The organism is Sphingomonas sp. P4_G3, from assembly GCF_056401105.1.
Genome location: NZ_JBFUJZ010000011.1, coordinates 43,509 through 59,619 on the forward strand (window position 1 = coordinate 43,509; position 16,111 = coordinate 59,619).

General features: G+C 67.5%; 10 protein-coding genes. 5 read left to right on the forward strand and 5 right to left on the reverse strand.

Features of this window, described 5'->3' with window-relative positions; genetic code table 11:
• The first annotated feature begins 121 nt into the window (after positions 1 to 121).
• The 3 genes from AC1DQQ_RS19850 (at position 122) to AC1DQQ_RS19860 (ending at position 3,904) form a co-directional block, all read left to right on the forward strand.
• On the forward strand, positions 122 to 583 hold the full coding sequence (locus AC1DQQ_RS19850) for a TM2 domain-containing protein (protein WP_478032514.1): 462 nt from the start codon (positions 122 to 124) through the stop codon (positions 581 to 583).
• A 62-nt stretch (positions 584 to 645) separates the two neighbouring features.
• The gene (locus AC1DQQ_RS19855) at positions 646 to 3,354 is read left to right on the forward strand and encodes an ATP-dependent DNA helicase (protein WP_478046554.1); all 2,709 of its coding nucleotides are present in this window, start codon (positions 646 to 648) and stop codon (positions 3,352 to 3,354) included.
• 13 nt (positions 3,355 to 3,367) lie between these two features.
• Positions 3,368 to 3,904 (forward strand): SixA phosphatase family protein, encoded by a 537-nt coding sequence (locus tag AC1DQQ_RS19860; protein WP_478032512.1) that lies wholly within the window; start codon positions 3,368 to 3,370, stop codon positions 3,902 to 3,904.
• A gap of 58 nt (positions 3,905 to 3,962) precedes the next feature.
• Here the strand turns inward: AC1DQQ_RS19860 and AC1DQQ_RS19865 are convergent, their stop codons facing one another.
• Both AC1DQQ_RS19865 and AC1DQQ_RS19870 read right to left on the reverse strand, forming a co-directional pair.
• Entirely contained in the window at positions 3,963 to 4,484 is a 522-nt protein-coding gene (locus AC1DQQ_RS19865) for a YceD family protein (RefSeq protein ID WP_478046524.1), read from the reverse strand.
• Positions 4,481 to 4,984: a ubiquinol-cytochrome C chaperone family protein gene (locus AC1DQQ_RS19870; RefSeq protein WP_478046526.1), complete on the reverse strand. Its 504-nt coding sequence runs from the start codon at positions 4,982 to 4,984 to the stop codon at positions 4,481 to 4,483. Before AC1DQQ_RS19870 ends, AC1DQQ_RS19865 begins: the two co-directional genes overlap by 4 nt.
• 116 nt (positions 4,985 to 5,100) lie before the next feature.
• Between AC1DQQ_RS19870 and AC1DQQ_RS19875 the strand changes: the two genes are divergently transcribed.
• Both AC1DQQ_RS19875 and AC1DQQ_RS19880 read left to right on the forward strand, forming a co-directional pair.
• Entirely contained in the window at positions 5,101 to 5,592 is a 492-nt protein-coding gene (locus AC1DQQ_RS19875) for an outer membrane protein assembly factor BamE (RefSeq protein WP_478041251.1), read from the forward strand.
• Between the two features lie 254 nt (positions 5,593 to 5,846).
• A complete protein-coding gene (locus tag AC1DQQ_RS19880) occupies positions 5,847 to 6,308 on the forward strand; it encodes an RcnB family protein (RefSeq protein WP_478041252.1) in 462 nt (153 codons plus the stop codon).
• An 85-nt stretch (positions 6,309 to 6,393) separates the two neighbouring features.
• Here the strand turns inward: AC1DQQ_RS19880 and AC1DQQ_RS19885 are convergent, their stop codons facing one another.
• The 3 genes from AC1DQQ_RS19885 to AC1DQQ_RS19895 all read right to left on the reverse strand — a co-directional run bounded on the left by AC1DQQ_RS19885 (position 6,394) and on the right by AC1DQQ_RS19895 (position 15,957).
• The gene (locus AC1DQQ_RS19885; RefSeq protein ID WP_478046527.1) at positions 6,394 to 7,542 is read right to left on the reverse strand and encodes a serine hydrolase domain-containing protein; all 1,149 of its coding nucleotides are present in this window, start codon (positions 7,540 to 7,542) and stop codon (positions 6,394 to 6,396) included.
• A gap of 104 nt (positions 7,543 to 7,646) precedes the next feature.
• Positions 7,647 to 9,872, reverse strand: coding sequence for a penicillin-binding protein 1C (gene pbpC, locus AC1DQQ_RS19890; protein WP_478046529.1), 2,226 nt, complete (start codon positions 9,870 to 9,872; stop codon positions 7,647 to 7,649).
• 280 nt (positions 9,873 to 10,152) lie between these two features.
• Complete coding sequence (locus AC1DQQ_RS19895; RefSeq protein ID WP_478046531.1) at positions 10,153 to 15,957, reverse strand: alpha-2-macroglobulin family protein; 5,805 nt, start codon at positions 15,955 to 15,957, stop codon at positions 10,153 to 10,155.
• Between the last annotated feature and the right edge of the window lie 154 nt (positions 15,958 to 16,111).

Below are 16,111 nucleotides of genomic sequence, written 5' to 3' on the forward strand. Positions count from 1 at the left end.
GTCGCTGCGATCGGCTGATGGTATCCGACAATCTTGCCACGGAGTGGGCCGAACGCGCTCCGTTTACGCGGGTTTAAGCGGATGCCGCTATTCCGCTTTCGAAAAATTGGAGGGCGAGAGAATGGAGGCTCAGGGGTTCGGCCGCAAAGGCTTCCCAGCGGGCAGCGCCGCCGCCGCGCCCGCGCCAATGTCGCGCCCGGTCGCGCCGGCGGTAGCGCGCCGCGATCCCTATGCCGAACCGCGCACGGGCTTCGTTGCACAAGAGCGGCCGAACGGCGCAGAGGATGTCCGTACCCTGGCATGGGATACGCCGACGTCGGGACGAAGCTGGACCAAGTCGCGGCTGATCGCCTACCTTTTGTGGTTCTTCGTTGGCGGCCTCGCTGCCCACCGCATCTATTGCGGACGCTACATTTCGGCGGTGCTGCAGTCGGTGATCGGGGTGGTCGGTTTCTGTGTGATGTACCTCTCGCCGTACAGCTTCAGCACTTGGGGATCTCTACTCCTGATCCAAGGCGTTTGGCTCCTGTTCGACATCGTCCTCATTCCCGGCATGTGCCGGAACCCGCCCGCCGCTTATTGAGCCGCGGCCCGCCCGCCGCAATCACTGTTGCCAATCTGTTCTGCATCGCGCACCGTCGCGCGATGCCGATCCCGCCTTATCCAGCCCTACACGCCAGCCATGCCGGGGTGTGGATCGCCGACGCCGAGGGCTGCCGCGCGGTCGGGCGCGGCGAGGCGATCCGGCTGGCGGCGGATACGCCGATGATCGTGCTCAACGCGCCGTTGATCGGACAGCGGCTGGGTTATGCCGATCTGTCGGGACTCGATCTGCTCGAACTCTACGCCTTCCTCAAACCCGCGACCTTCCTCGCTCCCACGCCCCGCGGGTTCGCTCGCGCGCTCGGCCTGACCGAGCCCGAGAGCGAGGATCGCATCGCACCGTTCCTGCGCGACGCCGCCGCGGCCTTGCTGGCGCTCGCCGAGGGCGACTGGCCCGAGCGCGAGGGCGCCTGGACCGCCGCACAGAGCCTGGCGCGGCTGCGCTGGCCATGGTCGCCGCTGGTCGCCGAGCGGATCGCCAAACCGCGCGAGCACGAGCGCTGGCTGTTCACCAAATTGCCCGAATGGGACGAGACCGCGCCGCGGCCGGCGCCGCGTCCGGTGACGTTGCACGACGCCGATATCGCCGCGCGGCTCGATTATCTGACCGGCGCCGGCGCCGAGCAGCGTTCCGGCCAGCGCGCCTTTGCCGAGGCGTGCGCCGCCGCCTTCGCGCCGCGGGTCTTGCGCGACAATCCCAACATGGTGCTGGCCGAGGCAGGCACCGGAATCGGCAAGACATTGGGCTATCTCGCCCCCGCCTCGCTCTGGTCCGAAGCGGCCGGCGGCCCGGTGTGGATCTCGACCTTCACCAAGGCGCTGCAACGCCAGCTCAACCACGAGACGTCGCGGCTGATCCCCGATCCGGTCGAGCGCCGCCGCCGCGTGGTGACGCGCAAGGGTCGCGAGAATTACCTCTGTCTGCTCAACCTGGAGGATGCGCTGCAAGGCGGATTCGCCGGCCGCGCATCGGTCCTCGCCCACCTCGTCGCGCGCTGGGCGGCCTATACCGCCGATGGCGATATGATCGGCGGCGACCTGCCCGGCTGGCTGCCGACCTTGTTCCGCCGCAACGGATCGACCGCGCTGACCGACCGGCGCGGCGAGTGCGTCTATGCCGGCTGCCCGCATTACCGCAAATGCTTCATCGAGCGTGCCGCGCGCGCCAGTGCCGAAGCCGACATCGTCATCGCCAATCATGCATTGGTGATGGTCAACGCCGCGCGCGGGCGCGAAGCCAACAGCCGTCCGACCCGCTACGTGTTCGACGAAGGCCATCATCTGTTCGACGCCGCCGATTCGATGTTCGGGGTCGCTTTGTCGGGCCAGGAATCGATCGAGCTCAGGCGTTGGATCGTCGGCCCCGAATCGACCTCGCGCGGCCGCCGCCGGGGGCTTGCCGCGCGGCTGAGCGATGTCGCCAGCTATGACGAACCCGGCGGGCGCGCGATCCACGACGCGGTCGAGGCCGCGCGCGCGCTCGCCAGCGACGGCTGGTTGCAGCGCGTCGCGGAAGGCGAGCCATTCGGCGTGGTCGAACGCCTGCTCGCCGCGGTACGCGGACTGACCTATGCGCGGGCAGCGCAGGATGGCGATGCCGGCTATGGTCTCGAAACCGAACTCGCCGAACCCGACGGCGCGTTGATCGAGGCCGCCGCCGAGGCCGCGCAAGGGCTCGAAGCGTTGCTCCGCCCGCTCATGGCGCTGGGCCAGCGGCTCGAGGCAGTGCTGGCCGAGGCGCCCGACTGGATGGACGGCCAGGCCCGCGCGCGGGTCGAGGGCGCGATCGCCTCGCTCGGCTGGCGGACCGACACGGTGGGCGCCTGGATCGGGCTGCTCGCGCGGATCGGCGGGCCGGCCGATCCCGATTTCGTCGACTGGCTGGCGGTCGAGCGGATCGAGGGGCGTGAGATCGATATCGGCCTGCACCGCCGCTGGCTGGACCCGACCCGCCCGCTCGCCTCGACCGTGCTCAAGCCGGCGCACGGCGTGCTGGTGACCTCGGCGACGCTCAAGGCGGGCGATCCCGACTGGGTGACCGCCGAGGCACGCGCCGGCGTCCCGCATCTCGATCGCGGCGCCGGATTGTTCGAGGCGCAGAGCCCTTTCGATTACCCCAACCAGGCCGAAGTGTTGATCGTCACCGACGTCAAGCGAGGCGATCTCGCCGCACTCGCCAATGCCTATGCCCGGCTGATCGAGGCGGCGGGCGGCGGCACGCTTGGTCTGTTCACCGCGATCCGCCGGCTGCGCGGCGTCCATGCCCGGATCGCCGACCGCCTCGCCCGCGATGGCCTGCCGCTCTACGCTCAGCATGTCGATCCGATCGATCCCGGCACCCTGGTCGACATGTTCCGCGACGATCGCCGCGCCTCGCTGATCGGCACCGATGCCTTGCGCGATGGCGTCGACGTGCCCGGCGAATCGTTGCGCCAGGTGATCCTGGAGGGCGTGCCCTGGGCCAAGCCGACCGTGCTCCACGCCGCGCGGCGGCTGGCGGGCGGCGGATCGGCTTATGACGACCGCATCGTGCGCGCCAAGCTCGCCCAAGCATTCGGCCGGCTGATCCGCCGCGCCGACGATCGCGGCGCCTTCATCCTGCTGTCCGCGGCGATGCCAAGCCGGCTGCTCTCGGCCTTTCCCGTCGGCGTGCCGATCGCGCGCGTCCCGCTCGATGAAGCGGTCGCGCGCGTCAGATCGCGTCTTTCTTCTGTCGCACAGGTCGGGCAAGGGAACGAAACTGTTCGTTGAACCAGAAGGCGCCATGAAGACGCTCATCCTGCTCCGGCACGCCAAATCGAGTTGGGACGATCACGGCGTGCGCGATTTCGACCGCGGCCTCAATCCCAAGGGCGAACGTGCCGCGCGCACGGTCGGCAGCCATATGCGCGCGATCGGCCTGAGCTGGGACTATGCCATCGCCTCTCCCGCCACGCGCGTGATCGAGACGCTCGAACAGGCGTCGCAAGGCTATGGCCGCCGCATCGACCCCGATTGGGACCGCCGCGCCTATCTCGCCTCGGCCGCGACCTTGCTCGAACTGGTCCACGACGCGCCGGTGATCGCCGACAGCCTGCTCCTGTCGGGGCACAATCCCGGGCTCGAGGATCTGATCCTCCTGCTGGTCCCCGATGGCGACACTCGGCGCGACCAGGTTGAGGTCAAATTCCCGACCGCCAGCCTGGCGGTGATGACGTGCGAGGCCGACAGCTGGGCCGACGTCGCGGCGGGCGGCTGCACGCTCACGACTTTCGTTCGCCCGCGCGATCTCGACCCGGGGCTAGGGCCTGACGCCGACTGACCGTCGCGCGACGAGGGCGATTCTCCCCTCCCGCAAGCGGGAGGGGAATATGCCGCGATCACTTCTTCGCGAGCTTGTCTTTCAACCCCGCGAGCGCGCCAAACGGACCGGCCTGCTCCTCGCTCAACACGCCCGCTTCCTTGAGCACCACTTCGGCATTCGGCCCGCGGGGAAAGGGATCGAGCGCCAGTGCCATCGTCTCGGCGGCGACTTCACCCAAATCGATCGTCCCGCCGTCATAGGGAATCACGTCGATATCGCTGTCGCCCAGTTCGACTTCGTCCTGGCCGGAATCCTCTTCGGCGACGAATCGCAGGGCAACCGGCTCGTCGACCGTCGCGGGCAGCGGGTCGCCGGTGATGCTGCACGCCTGGGTCACCGCTGCCGCGACGCGTCCCTCGGCGACGATCCCGGCGGCGTCGCGGCGAATCGTGAACTTGCCCGTCAGCTTCTCGATGCCGATCAGGTCGAATCTTTTGGCCAGCGCGGCGCGTTCCTGCGCATCGGCGTCGATCTCGATCGTGCGCGCGTCGTCGCCGATCGTGTCGACGCGCTGCGGCCGCGCGAATTCGACACTCACGGGAGCTGACCCGCGACCAAGGCATCGAGCGCGATGCCGTCCAGGCCCTGGCGCAACGCCAGCAATTCGCGCTCGACATGCGCCAGCGCGGCCGGCTCGGGCGCCTCGCCGCGATAGAGGTTGCGGACCAAAGCCGGCTTGAGGTCGCCTGCCGCGAGGCCATCGCGATAGGCGCCCAGCCGGCCGCCGAGCATCCCCATCATCCGCCCGACATGCTTGCCGACCAACAGGTCGCCGATCCCGATCTCGCGCAATTGCGGATCCATGTCGTCGACGAACGCTTCGGACAGGTGCGCCGCCGCGGCGACTCCGGCGGGATCGGCCTCGAGCCGCAGCATGACCATCGCCAGCACCGCCGCGATCATGTCGAACCGGCCGTCGACCGTATCGGCGACCGCGCCGTCGAGATACCAATGCGGCTGGCGCGCGCGCGCCACCAATGCCGCGTACAACGCCGCGGTTTCGTCACGTTTCGCCCTGAACCTGTCGAAAAAACCCATCAATCCTGCCTTCGCGGGACGCGGCCTTGTGCCGTCCGCCCACCCCGCATATTGAGGCGAACGGCGCGCGATGCAAATGCGCCGGGTGATTGGCGTCGGCGCACGGAGAGTATCGAATGGTGAAGGCAGTCCGGATGGTTGGTCGGTTTGGCGGCCTGACCGCGGCAATCGCGGTTGTGGCGCTCGCCGGCGGCTGCACCTCGCTGCGCTCGCACCAGGGCTATATCATCGACGCCGACCTGGTGAATTCGGTCCAGCCGGGCGTCGACAACCGCGCCTCGGTGATGCAGACGCTGGGCAAGCCCAGCTTCGCCAGCCAGTTCAATTCGGGCGAATGGTATTATGTCGCGCGCGACAGCCGCAACCTCGCTTATATGAACCCCAAGGCGCGGAGCCAGCTGACGCTGAAGATCGCGTTCGACCAGAAGGGCGTGGTGTCGAACATCACCCGCACCGGTCTCGATCAGGTCGCGTCGGTCCGGCCGTACGGCAAGACCACCCCGACCTTGGGCCGCAAGCGCAGCTTCTTCGAGGAATTGTTCGGCAATATCGGCTCGGTCGGCGCGGCCGGTGCCGGCACCGGCGGCGGCGACGACAGCCAGCCGTAGGGTCTTCGGGCGACGCTCTAATTCGTCATGCCGGCCTTGTGCCGGCATCCACGGAGCCGAGAACCCTCAGCTTGCGGATCAGTGGACCCCGGGACAAGCCCGGGGTGACGTCAGTTCCTGGCACCATCGTCTGGCCTTGCAAACCCTTGCTGTAACCTGACCGAGACGTTCGCGACGCGTTCAGCGTCGCGGTCCTAATCCTCCCCGACATGGCGGCGCTGGAGACGTGCCGTCCGAAAAAGAAGGAGACGATCATGCGTAAATTGATCCTCACCGCGCTGATCGCGGCGACCGTGATGCCGGTCGCGGCGCAAGCGCAGTCCTGGCGCGACGTCCGTCGCGACCAGCGCGAGATTCGCGAGGACCGCCGCGATCTGCAACGCGACCGCCGCGACTTGGGCGAGGACCGTCGCGATTGGCACGCGGACCGTGACCGGCGCTGGGGCGACAATGACTGGCGCGACTGGCGCGGCCGTAACCGCGGCATCTATGCGCGCGGCACCTGGCGGGCGCCGTTCCGTTATTATGCCTTCCGCCCGGGCGTGCGCATCGCGCCGACCTATTGGGGTTCGGCTTATTGGATCAACGATCCCTGGCGCTATCGCCTGCCGCCCGCCGGCTGGGGCCAGCGCTGGGTGCGCCATTATGACGACGTCCTGCTGATCGATACGCGTCGCGGAATCGTGCTGCGCGTGATCCACAACTTCTACTGGTAAGCTCCCAGTGGAAGGCGGGGCGTCCGGGCGTTTTCAATGCCCGCCCGGACGCCCCGTTTTTTTCCTTCGCGATCCCCAGCCCGGCTCAGGCCGGCTTGATCGGGAACGCCTTGCCCGTCGCCGCCGCATAGAGCGCGAAGGCCAGCGGCGGATGAATATCGCGCTCGTAATTCTGCGCGCTCGCGACCGTTAGGCGAGCCTCGGGGCTGACAATCAGCATCGCGCGCGTCTCTGGCTGGCCGCCGTCGTGGAACAGCACGCAATCCTTGCCTTGGCCGAGCACGCTCCAACCCATTGCATAGCCGTCGGTACGCGGGAATCCCGCGATCCTGCCGTCGCGGGTCCGCATTGGCGTGCGCATCAGTGCCATGCTGGCGAGGCTGATCAAGCGCCCTTCGCTCAGCGCTGTCCCGAAGCGCAGCAGATCGGGCACCGTACCGCGCGAGGCACCAGCCGCGAACCGGCTGCTGACGTCGACGAACTCGGAATTGCGCACCTGACCGTCGACAAAGCGATAGCCGTGCACCCGGTTGGGGATGATCGCCGCCGGGTCTTCCATCCGGGTATCGGCCATGCCTGCCGGCCCCCAGACATGCTCGCGCATATAATCGCCATAGGCCTTGCCCGACACCGTTTCGATCGCCGCGCCGAGCAGATTGTAGCCGTAGCTGGTATATTTGAACCTGGTGCCCGGCTCCGCGATCAGCGCACGATCGGCGAATAGCGCGATCGCCTCGCGCGTAGTCTTGTGCTCGGTGAGATGCTCGTCGGCCTCGCTCGCATAATCGGGGATGCCGGCGATATGGCCGAGCAACTGGCGCGGCGTGATGCGGTGGCCCTTGTTAGGAAAATAGGGAACGTACTCGCGAATATCGGCATCGAGGTCGATCTTGCCGCGCTCGACCAGTTGCAGCACGGCAACCGCGGTCATCGGCTTCTGCACCGAGGCATAGCGATAGGCCGATATCGCGGTCGCGGGCACCTTGTTTTCCAGGTCGGCATACCCGTAGCCGCGCACCCATTGCGTGGCGCCTCGCGCGAACCCCGCGGTCATTCCGGGGATCGCTTCCGCGCTCATCGTCGCGCGCACGCGGCGCTCGAAGTCGGCAAGTCCTGGGTTGGCACCGGCAGTAGCAGCGGAGGCGGAAGTGCCATCGAACGCCAGGAACGGCATCGCGGCCGCGCCCGCCAAAATATCGCGGCGACCCATATAGCGCGCCGTCTCCGATGTCATCGCGATCCCCTCGTCAGATTACCCAAGTCGCCCTGTAATCACTGGAGATGTGAGGCGGTATCGGAAATTATCTGTCCGCATAGGTGCCGGACTCGTCGAGTCCGTCACCGCATCGTGAACATCACCTGGTCGACCACTTTCCCCGATAGATCGAGCAACGCCAGCCGGTGCCGCCCGGGGCCCGGCAGGATCAGCGGCGCGGTGCTGGCGTCGCCCAGATCCTGCTTGTCGAGCACCAGCCGGTGGGTGACCGCGTCGCCCGATACCGCGACCGCGAGGCGCTGGCGGTCGATCGGGATGTCGGGATCGATCGCATAGACGCTGCCCGAGACGGGGTTGGTGATGCGCGGCCGGCGCGAGGTGTCGGGCGCCGCCGTGACCACGTTCATGCCGGTGCCGGCGAGGAAATATTCGCGCCGTGGCTGTTCGATATTGTCGGCGAAGCGGATCGCGCGCGCTTCCACCCCGCTCGGCATCGGCGGCGCCTTGCTGGCGCGGTCGGCGTGGAGCGCGAGCATCACGTCGCGCCATACCGGCGCGGCACCGCTGGTGCCCGAGACGGCGCGCATCGGGTCGCCTTCCATATTCCCGACCCACACCGCGACAGTGTAGCGATCCGAAAAACCGACGCACCAATTGTCGCGCATCGCCTTAGACGTGCCAGTCTTCACCGCCGCCCAGAACGGTAGCCGCAGCGACGAATCGAGCCCGAAGGTGACTGCGCGCGCATTGGGATCGGCCATCATGTCGGCGACGATCCACGCGGCTTGCGGCGTGGTGATCGGCTTGGACGCCGGGACCGGGTCGGTCGCCGTCATCCGCACCGGCGCCCAGCGCCCGGCATTGGCGAGACTGCGATAGGCGTCGGCCTGTTCGAGCAGGGTCACCTCGGCCGAGCCGAGCGCGAGCGAAAAGCCGTAATAATCGCCATCCTCGACCAGCCCCTGATAGCCGGTGTCCCACAGCCGATCGCGGAACGAATCGACGCCGATCAACAGCAAGGTCCGTACCGCGGGCACGTTGAGCGATCCCGCCAGCGCCGAGCGCGCCGACACCGGGCCCTTGAAGCCCTTGTCGTAATTCTGCGGGACGTAGAGGCCTGAGGCGGTGTCGAGCTGGACCGGCGAATCGTCGAGGATCGAGGCGGGGGTGAGATATCCCTTCTCGATCGCCTCGGCATAGAGGAACGGCTTGAGCGTCGACCCCGCCTGGCGGTAGGCCCCCGCGGCGTCGACCGAGGGCGCGGTCGAATTGCCGCCGATCCCGCCGACATAAGCGAGCACGTCACCGGTCGCATTGTCGAGCACCACTACCGCGCCGTCGCGCGCGCGGCTGCCGCCCAATCCTTCGAGCTGGCGTTTGAGCGCGCCGATCGCGAGTCGCTGGATGTCGGCGTCGAGCGTCGAGGTGACGCGCAATCCCGCCTTGGTCAGCAACTTGTTGGCGAGGTGCGGCGCGAGACCCGGATCGAGCATCAGGCTGCGCGCGGGGCCGAGCATCGAATAGGCCTCGCCCTCGAACCGCGAGCAATCCTTCTCGTGGCTGAGCAGGCAGGCGCGGCGTGCCACCGTGCCCGCACCGGCTTGCGGATCGGGCAGCAAGGCCGCGAGCATCAGCGCGTCGTCGCGGCTGAGCGCGTCGGGGGTCTTGCCGAACAGACCGAGCGCGGCGGCGCCGATCCCCTGCGCCTCGCCCCTGAAGCCGGCGAGGTTGAGATAGGCTTCGAGGATCTCGTCCTTGCCCCAGACGCTCTCGACCGCCATTCCGGCACGCATCTGGCGGATCTTGTCGAGCCACGACCGCGCACCCGGCCGCGCCAGATCGGGCGACAGGAATCCGGCGAGTTGCATGCTGAGCGTCGAGGCGCCGCGCGATTTGCGCCCCTCGATCCGGTCGCGCAGCGCGCCCAGGCTCGCCAGCCAGTCGACGCCACCGTGATCGTAGAAACGATGATCCTCCGCCGCGACCAGGGTCGTCCTGGTGGTGTCGGCGACCTTGTCGAGCGGCACCCAGGCCAGCCGGCGCCGGGCGTAATCGACCCGCGACGAATCGATCAGCACGCCGTGGCGGTCGTAGAGCCAGGCCTCGGACGACCTCCAGCCGGCGCGGACGTCGCGATAGGTCGGGATCGGCGGGGGCAGGGTCAGATAGTCGATCACCCCGCCGGCGACGATGAGCAGGCCGAGGGCCGCGACGACCCAGTGCGCGCGGGTGCGTGGGCGGTGGTCGACCAGCCAGCGGCCTGAGGCGGCGATAAAGTCATCGACCCGGCCCTCGACCGCGCGAGCCCATACCCAAGCGGTGCGCATGTACTCACGCCAACGCATCATGAATTGAACCCTAGGGCGAGGCGAGCTCCAAATCTCCCCTCCCTGCTTGCAGGGAGGGGATCAAGGGGTGGGTTTAGCGTCGGGCGAGGCTCGATGCCTCGTCCGGCGCTGTCTTGCGGACGGCCAATGAGTCTTTTGAGGCGCGCGGACGCGCGCACCCACCCAGTGTTCGGGTGAACCATGCCCCCGGCATGGTTCAGAAATGCGCGGGGCGCATTTCGGCCCGAACACTCCCTCCCTTTCAGGGAGGGGAGTTTTGGGCCGATACCCTCAAACCCCATCACTTCTGCGCGATGGTCATCGACGCATTGGGCAGCTGAGCATTGATCGACGGCGAATACATCGCCTCGACCCGCGTCGAGGGCATGCTGAACGTGCCGGCCCCATTGAGCCGCATCAGATAGACGATGGCGAAATTGCCGCGCGGGACCCAGTCGAAATAGCCGCGCCACGAATCGCGCCGCCGCTCGACATAAGCCGGTGAGACCCCGGCCTGGACGTCCCACACCTTGCCGTCCTTGTCGGTCACGTTGAACCGCGAGCCGCCTCCGGCCTGCTCCTGGCCGGCCAGCATCTGCGACTGGCCGCCGAGATCGCTGACCAAAGTCGCGCCCGCCGGGATCGGGTCGTTGACTACCACCCAGTTGCGCTCGGCGGTCGCCTCGACCAGCAAGGTCACCTTGAGCACGTCGCCGCGGCTATACTGCCCCTTCACCCGCTGGCTGACCGGCTCGACCTTCTTCGACACGCGATAGCCGGCGAATAAAGGCTGGGTCAGCGGCACCGCGGCCGAGACCTGGACCGTCGCCCAGGGTCCGGCGCCTGCCGATTGCCGCAACACCAGCGGCGTCTGGGCCGACGGCAGCGCGAAGCTCGCCTTGCGGGCATCGGCGGCAAGCGGCCAGGATTTCAGGACCGATTGCTGTCCGAACGACAGGCTGGTCGTCCCAGTGATCGCCGTCGCCGGATAGAGCCCACCGAACTTCTTCGCCGCGATCGTGCCCCAGGCATTGGCGGTGGTAGTGTCCCAGCGCCCGCGCTGCTGGCGCAGCGACACGCCGACCATCATCTTGGGCGCATCGTCGTTCCAGCCGGGCCGGCCGAGCGTGGCGATCACCGCCTTGATCGCGCCTTCGTCGCCCGACGACATCAGCCACCACGGCGCATTCGACTGATCCGAGAGATCGAGCCGCGTGCCTTCATAGACCAGCCGCGTGCGCAGCACGTTCTCAGCCGTGCCGCGCAAGGCATTGGCATTGGCCAGCCCCGATACCTTGTCGAGCGCCATCATATAGTCCGACAGCATCGAGGTCGGCATTTCCTGCGGCGTGATGCCGATCTGGCCGAGCATCGCCGGGGTCGCCGCGCCGGCCCGGGCCAGCGCGTTGAACGCGTTGAGGCGTTGCAGGCGGACGTCGCCATAATCCTCGTGCCGCAAGCGCCCATCGAGCACGGCCTTCAGCCCCTCGACCATCCTGGTCTTGGCGGCATCGGGGATCGGCAGGCCGGCATCGCTGGTCAGTTCGAGCACATAGGAGGTCAGCGCCTCGGACCCCTTGAGCGAAGCCTGCGGCCAGTACCGCAACAGGCCGTCATCCGCCTGATAAGTCGGGATTTCGCCCGCCAGCTGGATCCAGCCGGCGGAATCGCCCAGGGCGACGATCCGGCTCAGCCGCTGCTCGAAACAATCATAGGGATAGGCCGCCATGAAGCGGCGCACGCCTTCGAGCGGCGGAGCCAGGCTGTCGTCGAGCTTGATATCGACCACGCCGAAGCCGGGGAGAGCGCCCTTGGGCGGGGTGATCGCGATCGAGGTGTTGGGCCCGACCCGCGCCAGCGTCGCCGCCCACACCTCGGTCGGAACCGCCGGCACGACATCCTGCACCGTGGTCATCTTGTCGACCGCCTTGCCGTCCGACGACTTGGCGCTGACCGTCCATTTGAGCTGGCCGCCTTGTGCCGGCGCGGTCAGGTTCCACGCGATCGGCGCGGCGCCGCCGGCCGGGATCGTCACCGTGATCGGATTGCCCTTGGCGATCTGCGGCTCGAGCGCGACGTTCGCGGTCACCGTCATCGGCTTGTCGGAACCATTGCGCAGCGTGAAGCCCGCGGCGTAACTGTCGCCGGTGCGCACCAGGCTAGGCAGGCCGGCATAGACCGACAGATCCTGCGCGGTGCGGATATCGGCGCTGCCGGTGCCGAACAATTGCGCGCCGTCGGTCGCGATCGCCACCAGCTTGAAGCTGGTCAGCGCGTCGTTGAGCGGGACTGGCACCTGGGCATGGCCATTGCCATCGAGCGTCACCCGGCCTTTCCACAGCAAGACCGGCTGGAAATTCTCGCGATTCAATCCCGACAGATCGCCGCCGCCGCCGCCGCCGGCCTCGACCGCTTTCTTGCCGTAATGGCGCTTGCCGACCACTTGCGTCTGCGCGGTCGCGGTCAGCACTGACAAGGGCCGGTCGCCCATCATCGCGTCGAGCACGTTCCAGCTGTCGTTCGGCGCCAATTGCAACAGCGCCTGGTCGACCGCGGCGAACGCCACCTCTGCGGTCTTGGCCGGTTTGCCGTCGGGACCCCTGACCGAGACGTCGACCGTCGCGGTATCGCGTGCGGCATAGCGTTCCTTGTTGGCCTTGACCGTCACGCCCAATTGGTGCGCTTCCCAGCCCACCTTCACCTTGGCGATGCCGAGGCGATAGCTCGGCTTGGCGAGGTCGACCAAGGCGGTCGGTTCCTGCGCTTCGGTCGGCGCGCTGGTGAGGCCCAAGGCCTTGCCGATCCCCTGGAGCCAGCTCCACGCCCCTGGTTGCGCGCGCCCGCGCACCGCCATCACCGAGACGAACACATCGGGGGCATAGCTGCCCGGCATCTTGACCTCGACCACCGGATTGGCGCCGGACAGCTTGGTCACGAAGCTCGACAGCACGCCTTCGCGCTCGACCGTGACCAAGGCCTCGGCCTCGCGGAACGGCATGCGCACCTGGAAGCGCGCGGTCTCGCCCGCCTTGTAGGTCTGTTGTTCGGGAACCACGTCCATGCGGTCGCCATTGTCGCCGCCGAACCACCAATCCTGGTCGCCCGCCAGCCATACCGAGCGCACCGCACGCGACACGTTGCCGTCGGCGTCGCGCGTTGTCGCGACGATATAGACTTCGCCCGACACGCCCGGATCGATCGTGCATTTGGCCAGGCCAAGCTCATCGGTGGTCGCGCTGCACGACCCGGCGAGCTTGGTCGTCTTCATCTGGTTGTCATAGGCGTAGAAGCCGCCGATCAGCCGCCGCCGCGCGGTCAGCACCTGACGGCTATAGAGCGCGACGCTGATCGCCTGACCCTTCTTGGGCTTGTTGTCGGTATCGAGCGCGATGAAGCTCAGCCGCAGATCATCCTGCTTCATCAGCCAGCCGTCGGTCTTGGCGCCCAATTGCACTGCCGAGGGAAAGATCGGGATGCGCTTCGACGCGGTCAGCACTTCGCCATTCGCGTCCTGATAATCCATCTCGACCAGCATGTCGGTCGCGGAGTCGATCGCCGGCACGTCGACCGAGGTTCGCGTCGTGCCATCACTACCCAGCGTCGCGGGCAAGGTCTGGGTCGGCGGCAGCGGCGCGCTTTCCTCCTCGCCATCGCCGTTGAGCGGCTTGGTCCCCTCCTGCACGTCGGTCCCACCGAAGGTGTAGCTGTCATAGCCTTCGGGCGTGGCCGAGCGGCCGAAATAGCCGACGCGCATTTCGACCGGCAGGTTCGACGCGCCGCCACCCGCGAGATAGCCGACGAACAAATCGAGCGGCAGCGACTTGGGCCGGATCGCCGCGTCCTTGGGCCCGGACACCGTCGCGCGCATCGTCGGAAGCTTGTATTCGTCGACCTTGAACGACTGGTTGGTCGAGATCGTCTTGTCGCCGTCGATCACCGATATGTCGTAATCGCCCATCGGCGCGCCGGCGGGCGCGGTCCATTCGGTCTCGCCGATGCCATTGGCGTCGATCGTCAGCGGCAAATCGAAATTGGTGTCCGACCCACGATGCGACAGCCGCAGCGTCCCGCTGAACCCCGGCGCCAGCGAGAAGCCGGTGCCGTTGGGCTGACGCAGGATGTGCTTCATGTGGATCGTCTCGCCCTGGCGAACCAGCGCGCGGTCGAACACGGTGTGAAACACGTCGCCCGACGCCGAATAGCCATAAGGCAGGTCGAAATCGTACGGGCGGATACCCTCGCCCCAATCGGTCAGCGTGAAGCTGAAATCGTCGCCGGCGCGCGCAGAGACCATCAGCGGATGTTCCTGATAGTCGTTCTCGCACCCGCCATAGGTCGCCGGCTGGGGGAGCCCGGCGGGAATGAACACCGCGCCCGATTTGTCGGTGGTGCCATTGGCGAGCAATTGCCCGGTACAGCTGTCGGTCACCGCCACCGCGGCATTGCCGACGGGCAGGCCGGTGTCGAGATTGGTCACCCAGGCGAGGCTCTTCTCGCGCCCCCATTTGAAATGGACCGCCATGTTGGTGACCAAAGCGGCGGTCGCGACGTAGCGCGGCGATCTGCGGCCGAGCAGGGCTTGGCCGAGCACCGGGCTGGCCAGCTCGACGACATAGAATCCGGGCTTGGTCAGCGGAATGCCGACCACTTCGAAGTCCTTGCCCTTGCCCGGCAGGCCGATCTTCATCGAGGCGCCGGCATTGGCGCCGGTCAGGATCGGGGTCGCGCCGGTATTCTGGATATGACCGACGACCTCGTCGCCCTTCTTGATGTCCTCGATATTGGTGTCGTCGGCCGAATTGACCGTGCGCAGCCACTCGGCGATCTTGCCGTCGGAGCCTTCGACCCGCAGCGTCTGCCCGCCGATATTGAGATTCTGGCCCTGCAGCGCCGGCTCGACGTTGCGCACCGTGACCGGCAGCACACCGCCTTCCTTGGCCTCGAGGATGCCGAAGCCCGCGGCGAACTTCACCAAGGGCGGCGCCTGGTCGATGCGGATATCGAGCGGGAAGCGCTCGGCATTGGTCAGCGGCCGCCCGCTTTCGTCCTTCACGCCCGCCGGAATCGAGACCTTGGCGGTGGTCGCATAAGGCATCGGCGCCGGGAAGGTGATGTCGCTGATCGTCGCCGATTTCTGCTGGTCCTTGTCGAACAGCGGCGCGATCACCGTACCGTCGGCGGTGGTGATCTTCATCTCGCGCGCGAGCGACATCGGTATCGGCGCGGTGAAGCGCAGATAGGCTTTCTCGACCGGGTTGCAGCCGGCCTGGGCATTGGTGCGGCTGCATTCGAACCGCGCCGCAAACGGCTTGCGCACGGTGAAGTCGAAGCGTTGGTCGGTGCCCGCGGGCTTGCCGCTGGCGCTGGCGATCTTGCCCGACCAGACCAGGGACATGTCGTGCCCCGGCGGTAACGGCCGGCGGCAGCGCAACGCGGTCACGCCCTGATAGGTCTTGGCGCGATCGGCCTCGCTCGCCGGGACTGTCGCGGGCAGGCCGCCGCTCTCGAGGAAACTCTGCACGGCGTAATTGCCGTCGGTGCCCATCTCGGCGATCAGCTTGCCCGCGGTGTCGGGCGGCAGCACGTCGACCGGGATCTTCTCGCCCAGACCGGCGACCGAGCAATAGGCATTGGCGCCGACCGATTGCGGCGTCGCCGGCAAATTGGCGGCGACCAGGAACACCTGGCCCTCTTCGATCTCGTCGCTATTCTCGCCCGGCAGGATCGCCTTGGCCATCGGTCCGCCGGCATCGACCGTATAGGTGTTGCTGTCGTTGAGCGCATAGCCCGACACGCTCTTGGTCCCGGCCTTGACCTTGAACTCGCATTTGGTCCCGCCTGGCAGCGGATTGGCGAACTCCCAGACAAAGGTCTGCTGGTCGGCCCAGCGCCCCTGGCCGTTGACGGCGCAGGTGACGTCGAACGGCGCCGGCGCGCGCGGATCGCCCAGCGCCACCATCGGCTGGCTGAACCGCGCGGTGAAGCGCTCGATCGAGCCGTTGCCGACCCCGGGCGTGGCGACGGTGATGTGCGGGGAATTGTCGCCGAATGCGAGCGCCGGTGAAAGCGCCAGGGCAAGGACCGCGAGACGGGCCGCGAGCTTCATACATCCCCCTTCTGTCGTGGCTTCGTTGAGCGCGAGGGAGGCTAGCGGAGGTGGGAAGGAAGTCTAGTATGAAAGCGGCATTGGTGGCGATGGCTTCGCCCGTTGCAGACGTCCGCCGTAAATCCGGACAATTCAATAGCCGGTGAAGGCCAAA